Origin of the sequence: Inquilinus ginsengisoli (assembly GCF_050434925.1) — a bacterium.
GTDB classification, from domain to species: Bacteria; Pseudomonadota; Alphaproteobacteria; order DSM-16000; family Inquilinaceae; genus Inquilinus; species Inquilinus ginsengisoli_B.
This window is the reverse complement of record NZ_JBNDJK010000001.1, coordinates 6013083-6028875: the sequence shown is the minus strand read 5'-3', so window position 1 is coordinate 6028875 and position 15793 is coordinate 6013083. Positions and strand designations below refer to the sequence as shown.

The following is a 15793-nucleotide window of genomic DNA, read 5'->3' as shown; positions in this document are numbered from 1 at the left end:
GGTCAAGCGAGGGTGAAACGTTCGGGATGAGGGCGCTGAAGATCCTGGCCGAGATCGTCGGGCTGGCGGTCGCCGGCTTCGCCCTCGCCGCCGTCGTGCTGGCGTGGCGGCTGTCCACCGGGCCGCTGGAGATCGATTTCCTGACCCCTTACGTCGAGGAGGCCCTCGCCGACCGCAACGTCACGGTCGAGATCGGCGCCCTGTCGCTGCGCTGGGAGGGGTTCGACCGGCCGGCGGTGCTGGCCGCCCGCGACGTGCGGGTGCGGCAGCGGGACGGGACGCTGGTCGCGTTCACCCCGGAGGGGACGGCCGATGTCAGCATGCCGAAGCTGCTGCGCGGGGTTGTGGCGCCGCTGCGGATCGACCTGATCCGGCCGCATCTGCGGGTGACCCGGACGGAGGCCGGCGAGTTCAGCTTCGGCCTCGGCGAAGGCGAGACCGGCGAGGGCGGGGCGTCGACGCCGGCGGAAGGGGCGCCGACCCGTGACGTGGTCAAGGACCTGCTGGCGGCGCTCGACGCCCGGCTCGGTGCCGAGGACAGCCCGATCGCCTCGCTGACCCGGCTGACGCTGGTCGACGGCAGCGTCCGCATCGACGACCGCATGCTGGGACGGAGCTGGATCGCGCCCAAGGCGTCGGCCGATCTCCGCCGCAGCACGACCGGCGTCGAGGGCCAGGCGTCGCTCACCGTCATCTCCGGCGATCGGATGGCCCAGTTCGGCGGCGAGATCCGCTATCTGCGGGCCAACCGCAGCGGCAGCGCGACGGTCACCTTCGCCAATGTCATCCCGGCGGCGCTGACCCGGATCTCGCCGGTGCTGGCGCCGCTGGAGGCGATCGAGAGCCCGGTGTCCGGCCGGCTCGAGGTCGATTTCGATTCCCGTTTCCAGCCGATGACCGGCCGCTTCTCGCTGACCAGCGTCGAGACCCGGCTGAAGCTGCCGCCCCTGTGGACCGCGCCGCTCAGCGTCGCCCGGACCAGCCTGTCGGGCTCGGTCGACCTGCCGAAGCGGCGCCTGATGCTCGATGATTTCAGCATCGATCTCGGCGGGCCGAAGATCTCGTTGTCCGGCCAGGTCGACGCGATCGGCGATACGATCGAGGCGATCACGGCCGGGACCGTCACCGACCTGCCGGTCGATCTGCTGGACAGCCTGTGGCCGCCGGGCGTGCCAAGCGGGCTGCGCGACTGGATCACCGCCAACTTGCATGATGGCGTACTCGACCGCACCGAGTTCAGCCTGCACGCCCGGGCGCCGCTGTCCAACCCCGAGGCGGTGACGCTGGTCGCGGCCGACGGCACGATGCAGGCGCGCAACATGACGGTGACCTATTTCGACGGGTTGCCGCCGATCACCGGCCTCAACGCCGCGGCCAGCTTTAACCAGTCGACCATGCGCATGGCCACGGCCGGCGGGCAGGTGCAGGGCATCGCGCTGCAGCCCTCCGACATCACCATCACCGGCCTCGACCAGCACGACCAGGTGATCGACATCGACGCCCGGGTCGAGGGGCCGGTGAAGACGATCATGTCGGTGCTCGACCTGCCGCGGCTCGGCTACGCCAAGCGGGTCGGGCTGGTGCCGGACCGCATGTCCGGCCGGGCGACGGCCCGGATGCGCTTCGGCTTCTCGCTGCTGGCCGACCTGCCGTTCGAGGCGGTCCGCATGAGCGTCGAGGGCACGCTTGCCGATGTCGGCATCGCCGCCGTCAAGCCGGGCTACGACCTGGCCGGCGCCGACGCCAGGCTGGCGCTCGACAAGTCTGGCATGACACTGGCGGGCAAAGCCCAGGTCAACACCGTGCCGATCGCCTTCTCCTGGCGCGAGGCGTTCGACGATTCGGCGGTGCAGACCAGGGTCTCGGCCCAGGTCACCCTGACTCCGGCGGCGCGGGAAGCCCTGAAGATGCCCGGGTTCGGACCGGTCGACGGCACCATCGGCGCCGATCTCGACCTCGCCAAGCGGTCCGGCGGGGCGACGACGCTCGACGCCAAGCTCGACCTCACCGACGCCCACATCGCGATCGACCCGATCGGCTGGGTCAAGCCGGCGGGCGGCAAGGCCAATGCGACGGTCAGCCTGGCCCTGGCCGGCGAGCGCGTCGCCAAGGTCTCGCAGTTCAGCGTCTCGGGCGGCGACATCACCGCCTCCGGCAGCGCCGACTTCGCCCGCGACGGATCGCTGGCGCAGCTCAGCATCGCCTCGTTCCGGCTGGGCCCGAACGACGTTAAGGGCCAGGTCGAGATGCTGGGGCCGGACAGTTACCGCCTGGCGCTCAGCGGCCCGCATCTCGACGTCTCAGGCCTGCTGGAGCAGCGCCGCGCCGCGAAGGGCAACACCGCCGATTCCGGCTCCGCCGTCGACCCGCTCCCCGGTCCGCGGATCGACGCCACCTTCGATGTCGGCGAGCTGTCCTTCGGCGAAAAGCGTTCGCTGCGGGCGGTGCATGGGCGGGCGATCGGCCGCACCACCAACCTGCAGGACGTCACCCTGGCGGCGCAGTTGCCGGGCGGGCGCCCGATCGACCTGCGCCTGACGCCGCAGCAGGGCCAGCCGGACCGCCAGATCCTGACCGTGCGCAGCGAGGATGCGGGTGAGACGCTGCGCATCTTCGACATCGCCGACAACATCACCGGCGGCAGCCTGCTGGCCACCGGCACCCGCAACGGCGTCACCGGCGCGATCGAGGGCCAGTTCGACGCCCGCAACTTCGTGTTGAGCCAGGCGCCGGGCGTGGCGCGGCTGCTGGCCGCCACCTCGCCCTCCGGCCTGCAGGACCTGTTCGGCACCAGCGGGCTGACCTTCAACCGGCTCGACGCGGACTTCACCTATGCCGCGGCGCAGCGGCGGATCACGCTGAAGCAGGGGCGGGGGGCCGGCGGCGATCTCGGCCTGGCCTTCGACGGCCTGATCGACCTGCGGGCCGAGGCGATCGACCTCGCCGGCACCATCGTGCCGATCTACCACATCAACAGCGTGATCAGCTCGATCCCGCTGATCGGCGACATCCTGACCGGCGGCGAGGGCGGCGGGCTGTTCGCCTTCACCTACACGATCCGCGGCTCCTTCGCCGACCCGTCGGTCTCGGTCAACCCGCTGTCGGTGCTGGCCCCCGGCTTCCTGCGGCGCCTGTTCTTCGAGGAGACGCCCTCCGCCTCGGACGGGGCGCCGCGGCCGCCGACGCCGCCGCGGCCACAGCAACCGCCACACGACCGCGGCAGCGACCGATAGCTACTCGCCCACCGCCAGCCCGGCCGGCCTGCGATTGTCGTTGGCGCCGTAGACGAAGCCGGGCAGCATCTTGCCGCCGAAGGCGCGGTCGTTGCCGGAGGAGGCGGCGCCGGACACCGCCGCGGCGGCCGAGGGCTGCAGCGCGATCAGCTCGGCGGCGCCCCAGGGCGATTGCACCGTCACCTTGTGGCCCATCTGCTCCAACAACTTCACCGTGTCGGGCGACAGGGAATACGGCTCGGCATAGACCTCGTCCGGCAGCCATTGGTGGTGGATGCGCGGCGCGTCCACCGCCTCCTGCGGGGCCATGCCGAAATCGATCATGTTGAGGGCCGCCTGCAGCGTGATGGTGATGATGCGCGCCCCGCCCGGGCTGCCCAGCACCAGCACGACCTCGCCGTCCCTGGTCACCAGCGTCGGCGCCATCGACGACAGCGGCCGCTTGCCCGGCGCGATCGCATTGGCCTCGCCCTGCACCAGCCCGAACAGGTTCGGCACGCCGGGCTTGGACGTGAAGTCGTCCATCTCGTCGTTGAGCAGGAAGCCGGTGCCGGGCGCGATCACCCCGGCGCCGAACAGCCCGTTGATGGTGTAGGTCACCGAGACCGCATTGCCGTCCTTGTCGACCACCGAATAGTGGGTGGTCTCGGTCTTCTCATGCGGCATAGCGCCGGGCTGGACCTCCTTCGACGGGGTCGCCTTGTCCGGCAGGATCCTGGTGCGGATCTGGGCCGCGTAATCCTTGCTCAGCAGCCGGTCGAGCGGGTTGTTCACGAAGGCCGGGTCGCCGAGATAGGTGTTGCGGTCCATATAGGCGTGGCGCATCGCCTCCACCATCAGATGCACCCCGGCGGCGGAATGCCAGCCCAGCGCCTTCAGGTCGTAGCCTTCCAGGATGTTCAGGATCTCGCACATCGTCGTGCCGCCGGAGGATGGCGGCGGCGAGGACACGAAGACGTAGCCGCGATAGCTGCAGGTCACCGGCGCCGTCTCGGTCACGGTGTAGGCGGCGAAATCCTGCGCGGTCATGATGCCGCCCCCGGCCTTCATCGCCGCCTCGACCTTCTGCGCCACCGCGCCCCTGTAGAACGCGTCCGGCCCGCCCTTGGCGATCGCCTCCAGCGTGTCGGCCAGGTCGGCCTGCACCAGCCGGTCGCCGGGCTTGAACGCCGAGCCGTCGGGGCGGAAGAAGATCTTCGCCGCCACCGGGTCCTGCTTCAGCAGCTTGGCGCCGGCGTCGAGGATGTCGGTATCGCCGCGGGTCAGGATGAAGCCCTCGCGGGCCAGCCTGATGGCGGGCGCCATCACCTGCTCGCGCGGCAGGGTGCCGTAGCGCTGCAGCGCGGTGTCGAGGCCCAGCACGCTGCCCGGCACGCCGACGGCCAGATAGCCGTACAGGCTGGCGCCCTTGATCGGGTTGCCGGCGGCGTCGAGATACATGGTCCTGGTCGCGGCCGCCGGGGCGATCTCGCGGAAGTTCAGGAAGGTGTCGCGGTCGTCCTTGGCCAGATGGATGACCATGAAGCCGCCGCCGCCGATATTGGCGCAGCAGGGGTTGGTGACCGCCTGGGCGTAGCCGGTGGCCACCGCAGCGTCGACGGCGTTGCCGCCGGCCCGCAGGATCTCCGCCCCGGCGTCGGAGGCGAGATGCTGCGACGACACCACCATGCCGTCCGGCGCCTCGACCGCGGGCGGGGAGGCGGCCTGGACGGCGACCGGCCCCAGGGCGCAAACCGCCAGCGCCAACGATGCCATTGCATGCCGGATCATCTGCCTCTCCTGTCGTCGCTTGGCCGCGCCGGCTTCGGGCGCCGGCTTTAGGACCGCATGCTGCCCTGGCCGCCCCTCCGCCGCAATGCCGGCGCAGTGCCGCCGTTCGGCCATGCTTCGGATACGGACGATACACCTAAGCGGGCGGCGCGACATCCGCCCGATACACGATGCACCCCATTCTCCTGCGTGTCCGGGCCGCCATTCTGGTGGCCCGACCATGACGGAGAACGACAATGGCGGTGTATTTCGGAGATGCCGGCGACAATGTGATCTTCGCCGGTGACGAGAACGACCTGGTGCACGGGCTGGCCGGCAACGACACGCTCGCGGGCGGCATCGGCGACGACATCCTGAACGGCGGCGACGGCAGCGATGTGCTGAACGGCGAAGCCGGGAACGACACGCTCAATGGCGATGTCGGCGACGATTTCATGCGCGGCTCGACCGGGGCTGACACGCTGAACGGCGGGGCCGGGACCGACTGGGCCATCTATGATGCGAGCCCGACGCTCGGCGGCATCACCGTCACCATCGGCGGCGGCGCCGGGGCCGGCGGCGACGCGCAAGGCGATCTGATCGGCGCGGATGTCGAGAACATCGAGGCGACCAATTACGACGACGTCCTCACCGGTTCGGCCTCGGCCAACTATTTCCGGGCCAATGACGGCAATGACATGCTGGCTGGTCTGAGCGGGAACGACCAGCTGCTCGGCGGCCTGGGCGACGATCTGCTCGAGGGTGGCGCGGGAGCGGATGTCCTGACCGGCGACGACGGAGTCGACACGGCCTCCTACGCGGCGAGCACGGCCGCCGTCACGATCGATCTCAGCACGTCTTCCGCCGCTGGCGGCCATGCCGCAGGCGACAGCATCGGCATCGATGTCGAGGACGTCCAGGGTTCGGCCGGCTTCGGCGACACCTTGACCGGCAATGCCGGGGCGAACCGCCTGATCGGCCTGGGCGGCGCCGACACCCTGAACGGCCTGGACGGCGCCGACGTTCTGGTTGGCGGCGACGGCAACGACGTGCTGCGTGGTGGTGCCGGCGGCGACACCCTGATCGGTGATGCCGGCATCGACCTGGCGAGCTACTACTACAGCGCGGCCGGCGTGACGGTCAGCCTGGCGACCGGGTCCGGCACGGGCGGTGAGGCGCAGTTGGACGTCCTGTCGGGCATCGAGAACGTCAATGGCAGCTCCGCCGGCGACACCCTGATCGGCGACGCCGGCGCCAACGCGCTGAATGGCTGGGTCGGCAAGGATGTGCTGACCGGTGGGGCCGGGGCCGACCGTTTCGTCTTCACCGCCGGCAGCCACAGCGTCGTCGGCGCCAATGCCGACCGGATCACCGATTTCAGCCACGCCCAGGGCGATCGCATCGACCTGGCGTCGCTCGACGCAAACAGCGGCGTCGCCGGGGACCAGGCCTTCAGCTTCATCGGCGCCGGCGCGTTCACCGGGGTTGCCGGGCAATTGCACTACGTCGTTTCGGGCGGACAGACCGTGATCAGCGGCGACGTCAACGGGGACTCGGCGGCCGATTTCAACATCGTCCTCACGGGCGCCCTGAGCCCCGTGGCTGGCGACTTCGTGCTGTAATCGGATGATGGCCGGCCATCATGCGGCCGGCCACCGATCTCTCCTGCTCGCGGCGGGCCTCAGGCCGGCCGCACCAGCGCGTGCTTCTTGCGGCCGGCGGACAGCTTGATCACCCCGTCAGCACCGATGTCGCCATCGCCGATCGGCTGCTCCGGATCGGCGATGGCGGTGTCGTTGACGCGGCCGCCGCCGCCCTGGATCAGCCGGCGGGCCTCACCGTTCGAGGCCGCCAGGCCGGCCCGGACGAACAGGCGGAGGGCCTGGATGCCGGCCGCCAGCTCGGCCCGCGGCACGTCGATAGAGGGCAGGCCCTCGGCCGACACGCCCTGCTCGAAGGCCTGGCGCGCGGTCTCGGCCGCCGCCTCGGCCTTGTCGCGGCCATGCACCAGCGCGGTCGCCTCGGTCGCCAGGATCTTCTTGGCCTCGTTGATCTCGGCCCCGCCCAACCCGGCCAGCCGTCCGATCTCGTCCAGCGGCAGCTCGGTGAACAGCTTCAGGAAGCGGCCGACATCCGCGTCCTCGGTGTTCCGCCAGTACTGCCAGTAGTCATAGACCGGCAGCCGCTCCTCGTTCAGCCAGACGGCACCGGCCGCGGTCTTGCCCATCTTGGCACCGGAGGAGGTGGTCAGCAGCGGTGAGGTCAGGCCGTACAGCTCGCGCCCGGCGATGCGACGCGCCAGGTCGATGCCGTTGACGATGTTGCCCCACTGGTCCGACCCGCCCATCTGCAGCACGCAGTCGTGCCGCCGTGCCAGCTCCAGGAAGTCGTAGCCCTGCAGGATCATGTAGTTGAATTCGAGGAAGGTCAGCGGCTGCTCACGGTCCAGCCGCAGCTTGACCGAATCGAAGGTCAGCATGCGGTTGATGGTGAAGTGCCGCCCGACCTCGCGCAGGAACGGGATATAGGCCAGCCCGTCCAGCCAGTCGGCATTGTTGGCCATGATCGCGCCGCCCTCGAAGTCGAGGAAGCGCGCGAAGACCCGGCGGATCGAGGCGATGTTGGCCGCGATCGTGGCGTCGTCGAGCAGCGGCCGCGCATCGTCGCGGAAGGACGGGTCGCCGATCTTGGTGGTGCCGCCGCCCATCAGCGCGATCGGCCGGCCGCCGGTCTTCTGCAGCCAGCGCAGCATCATGATCTGCACCAGATGCCCGACATGCAGGCTGTCCGCCGTGGCGTCGTAGCCGATATAGGCCGTGACCGCTCCCTTGGCCGCCAGGGCGTCCAGGCCCTCGGCATCCGTCACCTGATGGATGAAGCCGCGCGCCTCGAGGGTGCGCAGGAAGTCGGAGCGGAATCCGGTCATGATCGTCGACTGCTTGTCGGAGAGGACTGTCTGTCAGCGGGCTGACGGACAAGGGCTGTAGCACGAGCGCCGTCCGTGCCTCAAACCGAACTTCCCGGCGCGGCGGATCACGCCGTGGCGGTGACGATCCAGGCGGCCGTATCCAGCAGCACGCCATCGGCGGTCTGGTGCGGCGCCAGGGCTTCGCGTACCGCGGCGGCGACGGTGTCGCGCTTGTCCTCGTGCTCGCGCAGCAGGGCGCCGACCGGGCCGCTGCGCAGCACCAAGGCGAGGGTCTGGTCCAGGTCGCCGACCCCGGCCTTGGTGTCGAAGGCCGTGACCCCGATGCCGGAGAAGCCGGCGCGGCCGAGGATGCCGCGGACCCGGTCGGGATCGGCGAAGGCAAAGGCGCCCGGCGTGCCGGGGGGCGGAGGCGGCGGCGCCGGCAGGTGGCGCAGCGCCGCGGTCAGCGACACGGTCGCCCAGCCGTTCTCGGCCATGGTGCGCCAGCATACGAAGGCAAGGCGCCCGCCCGGCCGCAGCGCGCCGTGCAGGTTGCCGAAGGCGGCGACCGGATCGTCGAAGAACATCACGCCGAAGCGCGAGAACAGCCCGTCGAAGCCGCCCGGTTCGATCCGGGCGGTCTGGGCGTCGGCCTCGACGAAGCGGACATTGTCCAGGCCGGCCTCGGCCGCCCGGCGCCTGGCCAGGCCGAGCATCGGGGCGGAGATGTCGAGGCCGAGCACCTGACCGCCGGGGGCGACGCGGCGTGCCAGCTCCAGCGTGCTGCCGCCGCTGCCGCAGCCGATGTCGAGCAGCCGCTCGCCCGGCGCAGGGGCCAGCACCTCGACCACCTGCCGGCTGAACGGCGCGGTCATGCGGTCGAGCTGCGCCTGCATCTCGACCCAGACCGATCCGCCGGCCTCGTTCCAATAGGCGATCTGGTCGGCGTTCGGCGTCTCGGCTTCGTTGGTCGCCATGCTCGATCCCCTTTGCCCGGCGCCGACGCCGGCGGTTCAGTCCGCGGACTGCGGCGGCGCCAGCTTCACCGATTTGGTCAGATAGTCGTCGATATGGGCCAGCAGCTGCTCGTTGTGCAGCGTGAAGAAGTGGTTCGCCCCCGGGATCACCCGGTAGTCGATCTTGATGTCCTTCTGCTGGGACAGCTTGTTGACCAGCTTCTGCACCGAGTCATGCGGCACGGTGTCGTCCTTGTCGCCCTGGACGATCAGGCCGGAGGAGGGGCAGGGCGCCAGAAAGGTGAAATCGTATTTGTTCGCCGGCGGCGTGATCGAGATGAAGCCGTCGATCTCTGGCCGGCGCATCAGCAGCTGCATGCCGATCCAGGCGCCGAAGGAGAAGCCGCCGACCCAGCAGGCCTCGGCGTTCGGGTTCAGCGCCTGCATCCAGTCCAGCGCCGAGGCGGCGTCGGAAAGCTCGCCCTCGCCGCGGTCGTGGATGCCCTGGCTGCGGCCGACGCCGCGGAAGTTGAAGCGCAGCACGGTGAATTCGTGCTTCTTGAACGCCTGGTACAGCGTGTGCACGATCTTGTTGAACATCGTCCCGCCGCCCAGCGGATCCGGATGCAGCAACAGGGCGATCGGCGCGTTGGTGCGCTTGCTCGGGGTGTAGCGGCCTTCGAGGCGTCCCTCGGACCCGTTGAAGATGACGTCCGGCATCGGCCGTTAAGCTCCTCGAGATAGCGACGGGGCGGACCGGATCACCGGCTCGGCGTCTTGCGGTGCCGCCTGGCGGCGCGGTGGGGCGGCTTTCTTGACCATTGCACTCGGATATCTATATCTAAGCGGTCACTCACCCTGCCACGACGCGGACCGTGCCGGCCACTGCCGTCAACACGATCCACGGGAATTGTTCGTATAGCATCGGGACGGCCTTCGTGTTCAAGCGTCTTGATCGAGGCATACCGGGCGGGTCGGGGCTGAGAAACGCGGATTGCGCCGCAGGCCGGGGCGCCCGAGATGGTGGGCATCCGGTCGGCGGTGTGGGCAGCAGTCGCAATTTCGGTCCGGCGGGCAGGTCGGATCGTTGGGGGCGCCGAAGATGCGTTTGAGCACCAAGGGACGCTACGCCGTGATGGCGATGGTCGACCTGGCGCGGCACGGGGCCGATGGCCCGGTGGCGCTCGCCGACATCGCGCTCCGCCAGGAAATCTCGTTGCCGTATCTGGAGCAGCTGTTCGCCAAGCTCCGCCGCGGCGGCCTGGTCCGCAGCGTGCGCGGGCCCGGCGGCGGCTATCTGATGGCCCGGCCGTGCGGCACGGTGCGGATCTCCGACATCATCTTCGCGGTGGACGAGCCGATCCAGGCCACCCGCTGCGAGAAGCACAGCCCGCTCGGCTGCCACAGCGACAAGAGCCGCTGCCTGACCCACGATCTGTGGGAGGAACTGGGCAACCAGATCCACATGTACCTGTCCTCGGTCACGGTCGAGGACGTGGTCAACCGCCGCGTGCTCGGCTCCAGCCACCTGTTCTCCTCCGGCGTGACCGTCGCCGCCGAGTGAGGCGGGTGCCGCTATGAGCTCCGTCTATCTCGACCACAACGCCACCGCGCCGCTGCGGCCCGAGGCGCGCGACGCCATGCTCGCGGCGCTGGACTCGGTCGGCAACCCGTCCTCGGTGCACCGCTTCGGCCGCGAGGCCCGGCGGCTGGTCGAGGCGGGACGGGCGCAGGTCGCCACCCTGGCCGGGGTCGGCCCGGCCCAGATCGTCTTCACCGGCAGCGCCACCGAGGCCAACGCCCTGGTCCTCACCGGCCTCGGCCGGCGCCGGATCCTGACCTCCGCGATCGAGCACGACAGCGCCCTGGCCTGGGCCACGGACCGGATCCCGGTCGGCGGCGACGGCCGGGTCGACCTCGACGCCCTCGACCGGATGCTGACGGCCGATGCCGAGCCGGCGATCGTCTCGGTGATGGCGGTGAACAACGAGACCGGGGTGATCCAGCCGGTGGCCGAGGCCGCCGCGATCGCCCGCCGCCACGGCGCGCTGGCGCATTGCGACGCGGTCCAGGCCGCCGGGCGGATCGCGCTGCCCGCGGTCGGGGCCGAGGTCGACGCCCTCAGCCTGTCCGCGCACAAGCTGGGCGGGCCGCAGGGCATCGGCGCCCTGGTGCTGCGCGACGGCTTGCCGCTGGCGCCGTTGCTGCGCGGCGGGGCGCAGGAGGGGCGGCGCCGGGCCGGCACCGAGTACGTCGCAGGCATCGCCGGCTTCGGCGCCGCCGCGGCGGCCGTGGCCGACAGGGCCGAGATGCCGTGGATCGCGGCGCTGCGCGACGAGTTGGAGCAGAGACTGACCGCCGAGGGCGCGGTGGTGCTGGGTGCCGGCGCGCCGCGCGTCGCCAACACCAGCTGCGTCGCCATGCCGGGCGTCACCGCCGAGACCCAGGTCGCGGCGCTCGACCTCGCCGGGGTCGCGGTCAGCGCCGGCTCGGCCTGCAGCTCCGGCAAGGTCCGCCGCAGCCATGTGCTGGAGGCGATGGGGCTGCCGGCCGACCTGGCCGAAAGCGCGATCCGGATCAGCCTGGGGCCCGGGACCGACGCCGCCGCGATCGACCGCTGCGTTGCCGCCTGGGCCGGTCTCTCCCGGCGGAGGCGCAGCCGTGCGGTGGCCTGAGAGGAGGCATGAGGTTTCGCCGGTTGCCGCCTTTCCGCGGCTTGCGTAGAACACCACGTCTTCGAGCAGGAGTACGGGCCAGCATGCCCAGGATCATCTTCATCGAGCCGGACGGAAACCGGCGCGAGATCGACGTCCCCGCCGGGCTGTCGATCATGGAGATCGCGCACAAATACAACGTCGACCTGGAAGGTGCCTGCGAGGGCTCGCTGGCCTGCTCAACCTGCCATGTGATCGTCGAGCCGGACTGGTACGGCCGGCTGCTGCCGGCGCGGGAGGACGAGGAAGACATGCTCGACCTCGCCTGGGGGCTGACCAAGACCTCGCGCCTCGGCTGCCAGATCATCATGAGCGACGAGCTGGACGGGCTGACGGTGCGGCTGCCCGGCGGCAGCAACAACCTGATGTAGTTTGGGAACTGACGCCGGCGGGCGGCATGAGCGAGCCGCATGCCGGGGTCCAGCAAGGCGCGGCTGAGAACGACTCTCGCGGTCGGGTTTTCGCTGGCAATCGCCGTCGAAACGCCTATCTATTGGCGAGGGAAGGGCGGCAACACTGGCCCTCCAAGGACTATTCCTCGGGGCCTTCCACATCGGAGTACCCGACTAGCCAACTTGGTTAATCGGTTCTGGCACAGGGTTGAGGAGCGAGGCATGGCGGCAGTCCAGGAGACGGTCCGGCAGGTCGAAGAGATCACCAACAGCCGCTACAAGCACGGCTTCTTCTCGGACATCGAGATGGAAACGGCGCCGAAGGGGCTGACCGAGGAGACCGTCCGCTTCATCTCCGCCAAGAAGAACGAGCCCGAATGGCTCCTGGATTGGCGGCTGCGCGCCTTCCGGCTGTGGCAGACGATGGAGGAACCGCACTGGGCGCGGATCAGCCACCCGCCGATCGACTATCAGGCCGCCTACTACTACGCCGCGCCGAAGAAGAAGCCGAAGCTCGGCAGCCTGGACGAGGTCGATCCCGACATCCTGGCCGTCTATGAGAAGCTCGGCATCCCGCTGCGCGAGCAGGAGCGCCTGGCCGGCGTCGCGGTCGACGCGGTGTTCGACAGCGTCTCGGTGGCCACCACCTTCAAGGATCAGCTCGAGAAGGTCGGCGTGATCTTCTGCTCGATCTCCGAGGCGGTGCAGAAATACCCCGAGCTGGTGCGCCAGTACCTCGGCTCGGTGGTGCCCTATTCCGACAACTACTTCGCCACGTTGAACTCCGCCGTCTTCACCGACGGGTCGTTTGTCTACATCCCGAAGGGCGTGCGCTGCCCGATGGAGCTGTCGACCTATTTCCGCATCAATGCGGAGAATACGGGCCAGTTCGAGCGCACCCTGATCATCGCCGACGAGGGCAGCTACGTCTCGTACTTGGAGGGCTGCACCGCGCCGCAGCGCGACGAGAACCAGCTGCACGCCGCGGTGGTCGAGCTGGTCACGCTGGACGACGCCGAGATCAAGTACTCCACCGTCCAGAACTGGTATCCGGGCGACGAGGACGGCAAGGGCGGCATCTACAATTTCGTCACCAAACGCGCCGCCTGCCGCGGCCGCAACTCCAAGGTCAGCTGGACCCAGGTCGAGACCGGGTCGGCCATCACCTGGAAGTACCCGAGCTGCATCCTGCAGGGCGACAATTCGGTCGGCGAGTTCTACTCGGTGGCGATCACCAACAACCGCCAGCAGGCCGACACCGGCACCAAGATGATCCATATCGGGAAGAACACGACCTCCCGGATCATCTCCAAGGGCATCTCTGCGGGCAAGTCGGACAACACCTATCGCGGGCTGGTGCGGATCCTGCCGGGCGCCGAGGGCGCGCGCAACTTCACCCAGTGCGACAGCCTGCTGATCGGCGACCAGTGCGGCGCCCACACCGTGCCCTATATCGAGAGCCGCAACCCGTCGGCGCAGGTGGAGCACGAGGCGACCACCAGCAAGGTCAGCGACGACGTGCTGTTCTACTGCCGCCAGCGCGGCATCGGCACGGAAGAGGCGCTGGGCCTGATCGTCAACGGCTTCTGCCGCGAGGTGCTGCAGGCGCTGCCGATGGAGTTCGCGGTCGAGGCGCAGAAGCTGGTCGGCATCAGCCTGGAAGGCTCGGTCGGCTGAAGACACGCCGCATCCGTGCGGCTTTGCGAATTCGAGGATAGGCCGCAGTGAAGCGGCGAGGGAACGCGGAATGCTGGAGATCAAGGACCTGCACGTCGCCGTCGACGGCAAGGAGATTCTGAAGGGTGTCTCGCTCGCCCTGAACAAGGGCGAGATCCACGCCATCATGGGGCCGAACGGCTCCGGCAAGTCGACGCTGAGCTACGTCATCGCCGGCCGCGACGGCTACGAGGTCACCGGCGGGTCGATCACCTTCGACGGCGAGGACCTGCTGGCGATGGAGCCGGAGGAGCGCGCGCGGGCCGGCGTCTTCCTGGCCTTCCAGTATCCGCTCGAGGTCGCCGGCGTCGGCACGGTCACCTTCCTGCGCACCGCCTACAATGCCCACCGCAAGCATCGCGGCGAGGCCGAGCTGGACCCGATGCAGTTCACCAAGCTGCTGCGTGAGAAGGCCAAGGGCCTCGGCATTGAAACCGACATGCTGAAGCGCTCGGTCAATGTCGGGTTCTCCGGCGGCGAGAAGAAGCGCAACGAGGCGCTGCAGATGGCGCTGCTGGAGCCCGCCCTCGCGGTGCTGGACGAGACCGACAGCGGCCTCGACATCGACGCGCTGAAGGTGGTGGCCGAGAGCGTGAACAAGCTGCGATCGCCCGACCGCTCCTTCCTGGTGATCACGCACTATCAGCGCCTGCTCAGCTACATCGTCCCCGACCACGTGCACATCCTGGCCGACGGCCGGATCGTCCGGTCCGGGGGCAAGGATCTGGCGCTGGAGCTCGAGGAAAAAGGCTACGCCGGCGTGATCCCGGCGGCCGCGTGAGGCAGAGATGAGCGAACGGATCGCCCCTTCGCCGATCGTCGCCGCCCAGCGCGAGCGTTTCGCCGCCGGCCGCTCGGCGCTGCCCGGTGTCGGCCACAGCGCCGTCGCCCGCCGCCGCGAGGCGGGAATGGCCCGGTTCGAGAGCCTGGGCCTGCCGACGCGCAAGCTGGAGGCCTGGAAATACACCGACCTGCGGCGGCTGGAGAAGCTGGGACTGAACGGCGCCACCGCGCCGGCCGACGTGGCGCTGCCGGACTCCTTGCGCGTCTTCGTGCCGGCGCAGGGCCCGTCCATGGTCTTCGTCAACGGCCGGCTGCGGCCAGAGCTGTCGCATCTCGACGCCCTGCCGAAGGGGCTGCGCCTGGACGGCTATGCCGCGGCGCTGGAGGCCGGCGATCCCGAGGTCGAATCCCGCTTCGCCGCGCCGGCTGACGCCGCCTCGCTGGTCGAGTTGAACACCGCCCTGGTCGAGGACGGCGCCGTGCTGCGCATCGCCCCCGGCGCGGTGATCGAGGCGCCGGTCCGCCTGGTCTTCCTGACCGCCCCCGGCGCCGTGGCGGTGGCCAGCCATCCCCGGATCCTGGTCCTGGCCGGCGCCAACAGCCAGGCGACGGTGATCGAGGCCTATCACGGCACCGACGACACCGGCTATTTCACCAATGCGGTGGTCGATGCCGAGATCGGCGACGGTGCCCGGCTGCGCCACTACCGGCGGCAGAGCGAAGGCCTGAACGCGGTGCATCTGCTGAACGGCAGCGCCACGATCGGCCGCGACGCCACCTATGACAGCTTCACCCTCAGCCTCGGCGCCGACCTGGCGCGGACCGAGGTGGTCGCGACCTTCACCGGCCGTGGCGGCAACGGCCATGTCACCGGCGCCTATCTGGCGGACGGCACCCGCCACATCGACACCACCACGCTGATCGACCACGCGGTGCCGGACTGCCGGTCGCGCGAGGTGTTCAAGGGCGTGCTGGACGGCAAGGGCAGGGGCGTCTTCCAGGGCAAGATCATCGTCCGCCGCGACGCCCAGCGCACCGACGGCTACCAGCTGAATCGGGCGCTGATGCTGTCGAAGACGGCCGAGATCGACAGCAAGCCCGAGCTCGAGATCTACGCCGACGACGTCAAGTGCAGCCACGGCGCCACGGTGGGCGAGATCGACTCCGAGGCGCTGTTCTACCTGCGCGCCCGCGGCATCGACGAGCGCGTCGCCCGGGCCATGCTGGTCGAGGCCTTCCTGCGCGAAGCGCTGGAGGAGGTCGCCGAAGAGGCGGTCCGCGAGGAGTTCGGCTCCGCGGTCGAGCAGTGGCTCGCCGCGCGGCACCAGGAGGGTTAGGTCAG

At 69.9% G+C, this 15793-nt stretch carries 12 protein-coding genes; 8 read left to right on the top strand and 4 right to left on the bottom strand.

The genetic code is table 11. The annotated features are described in order from the left end of the window. The first annotated feature begins 26 nt into the window (after window positions 1-26). Window positions 27-3233 carry a YhdP family protein gene (locus QFZ27_RS28810; RefSeq protein WP_429229887.1) on the top strand — a complete coding sequence of 1069 codons (3207 nt, stop codon included), beginning with the start codon at window positions 27-29 and terminating at the stop codon, window positions 3231-3233. Here QFZ27_RS28810 and ggt read toward each other — a convergent pair whose 3' ends face one another. Continuing rightward, the gene (ggt, locus tag QFZ27_RS28805; RefSeq protein ID WP_429229886.1) at window positions 3234-5003 is read right to left on the bottom strand and encodes a gamma-glutamyltransferase; all 1770 of its coding nucleotides are present in this window, start codon (window positions 5001-5003) and stop codon (window positions 3234-3236) included. A gap of 236 nt (window positions 5004-5239) precedes the next feature. Between ggt and QFZ27_RS28800 the strand changes: the two genes are divergently transcribed. Then, the gene (locus QFZ27_RS28800; RefSeq protein ID WP_429229885.1) at window positions 5240-6604 is read left to right on the top strand and encodes a calcium-binding protein; all 1365 of its coding nucleotides are present in this window, start codon (window positions 5240-5242) and stop codon (window positions 6602-6604) included. 59 nt (window positions 6605-6663) lie between these two features. On the opposite strand, the gene tyrS is transcribed toward QFZ27_RS28800, so the two are convergent. The 3 genes from tyrS to QFZ27_RS28785 all read right to left on the bottom strand — a co-directional run bounded on the left by tyrS (window position 6664) and on the right by QFZ27_RS28785 (window position 9566). After that, on the bottom strand, window positions 6664-7908 hold the full coding sequence (gene tyrS, locus QFZ27_RS28795) for a tyrosine--tRNA ligase (RefSeq protein ID WP_429229884.1): 1245 nt from the start codon (window positions 7906-7908) through the stop codon (window positions 6664-6666). 107 nt (window positions 7909-8015) lie between these two features. Then, window positions 8016-8867, bottom strand: a complete 852-nt coding sequence (locus QFZ27_RS28790; protein ID WP_429229883.1) for a class I SAM-dependent methyltransferase — start codon at window positions 8865-8867, stop codon at window positions 8016-8018. 36 nt (window positions 8868-8903) lie between these two features. Continuing rightward, the gene (locus tag QFZ27_RS28785) at window positions 8904-9566 is read right to left on the bottom strand and encodes an alpha/beta hydrolase (protein ID WP_429229882.1); all 663 of its coding nucleotides are present in this window, start codon (window positions 9564-9566) and stop codon (window positions 8904-8906) included. Window positions 9567-9948: 382 nt separating this feature from the next. Here QFZ27_RS28785 and QFZ27_RS28780 point away from each other — a divergent pair, with 382 nt between their 5' ends. From QFZ27_RS28780 to sufD, 6 genes are all read left to right on the top strand, one after another. Next, window positions 9949-10410 carry an Rrf2 family transcriptional regulator gene (locus QFZ27_RS28780; protein WP_429229881.1) on the top strand — a complete coding sequence of 154 codons (462 nt, stop codon included), beginning with the start codon at window positions 9949-9951 and terminating at the stop codon, window positions 10408-10410. A 13-nt stretch (window positions 10411-10423) separates the two neighbouring features. Beyond that, the gene (locus QFZ27_RS28775; protein WP_429229880.1) at window positions 10424-11521 is read left to right on the top strand and encodes a cysteine desulfurase family protein; all 1098 of its coding nucleotides are present in this window, start codon (window positions 10424-10426) and stop codon (window positions 11519-11521) included. An 83-nt stretch (window positions 11522-11604) separates the two neighbouring features. Continuing rightward, the gene (locus tag QFZ27_RS28770; protein WP_429229879.1) at window positions 11605-11931 is read left to right on the top strand and encodes a ferredoxin family 2Fe-2S iron-sulfur cluster binding protein; all 327 of its coding nucleotides are present in this window, start codon (window positions 11605-11607) and stop codon (window positions 11929-11931) included. Between the two features lie 243 nt (window positions 11932-12174). Further along, on the top strand, window positions 12175-13629 hold the full coding sequence (gene sufB / locus QFZ27_RS28765; protein ID WP_429229878.1) for a Fe-S cluster assembly protein SufB: 1455 nt from the start codon (window positions 12175-12177) through the stop codon (window positions 13627-13629). Window positions 13630-13699: 70 nt separating this feature from the next. Continuing rightward, entirely contained in the window at window positions 13700-14449 is a 750-nt protein-coding gene (gene sufC / locus QFZ27_RS28760; protein WP_429229877.1) for a Fe-S cluster assembly ATPase SufC, read from the top strand. A gap of 7 nt (window positions 14450-14456) precedes the next feature. Then, a complete protein-coding gene (gene sufD / locus QFZ27_RS28755) occupies window positions 14457-15788 on the top strand; it encodes a Fe-S cluster assembly protein SufD (RefSeq protein WP_429229876.1) in 1332 nt (443 codons plus the stop codon). The last annotated feature ends 5 nt before the right edge of the window (window positions 15789-15793 follow it).

What these genes read in the sequence shown, in the direction of transcription:
- ggt (WP_429229886.1), bottom strand. Translation starts at nt 5,003, where the DNA reads ATGATCCGGCATGCAATGGCATCGTTGGCGCTGGCGGTTTGCGCCCTG.
- QFZ27_RS28810 (WP_429229887.1), top strand. Translation starts at nt 27, where the DNA reads ATGAGGGCGCTGAAGATCCTGGCCGAGATCGTCGGGCTGGCGGTCGCC.
- QFZ27_RS28775 (WP_429229880.1), top strand. Translation starts at nt 10,424, where the DNA reads ATGAGCTCCGTCTATCTCGACCACAACGCCACCGCGCCGCTGCGGCCC.
- QFZ27_RS28785 (WP_429229882.1), bottom strand. Translation starts at nt 9,566, where the DNA reads ATGCCGGACGTCATCTTCAACGGGTCCGAGGGACGCCTCGAAGGCCGC.
- sufD (WP_429229876.1), top strand. Translation starts at nt 14,457, where the DNA reads ATGAGCGAACGGATCGCCCCTTCGCCGATCGTCGCCGCCCAGCGCGAG.
- tyrS (WP_429229884.1), bottom strand. Translation starts at nt 7,908, where the DNA reads ATGACCGGATTCCGCTCCGACTTCCTGCGCACCCTCGAGGCGCGCGGC.
- QFZ27_RS28770 (WP_429229879.1), top strand. Translation starts at nt 11,605, where the DNA reads ATGCCCAGGATCATCTTCATCGAGCCGGACGGAAACCGGCGCGAGATC.
- QFZ27_RS28800 (WP_429229885.1), top strand. Translation starts at nt 5,240, where the DNA reads ATGGCGGTGTATTTCGGAGATGCCGGCGACAATGTGATCTTCGCCGGT.
- QFZ27_RS28790 (WP_429229883.1), bottom strand. Translation starts at nt 8,867, where the DNA reads ATGGCGACCAACGAAGCCGAGACGCCGAACGCCGACCAGATCGCCTAT.
- sufB (WP_429229878.1), top strand. Translation starts at nt 12,175, where the DNA reads ATGGCGGCAGTCCAGGAGACGGTCCGGCAGGTCGAAGAGATCACCAAC.
- sufC (WP_429229877.1), top strand. Translation starts at nt 13,700, where the DNA reads ATGCTGGAGATCAAGGACCTGCACGTCGCCGTCGACGGCAAGGAGATT.
- QFZ27_RS28780 (WP_429229881.1), top strand. Translation starts at nt 9,949, where the DNA reads ATGCGTTTGAGCACCAAGGGACGCTACGCCGTGATGGCGATGGTCGAC.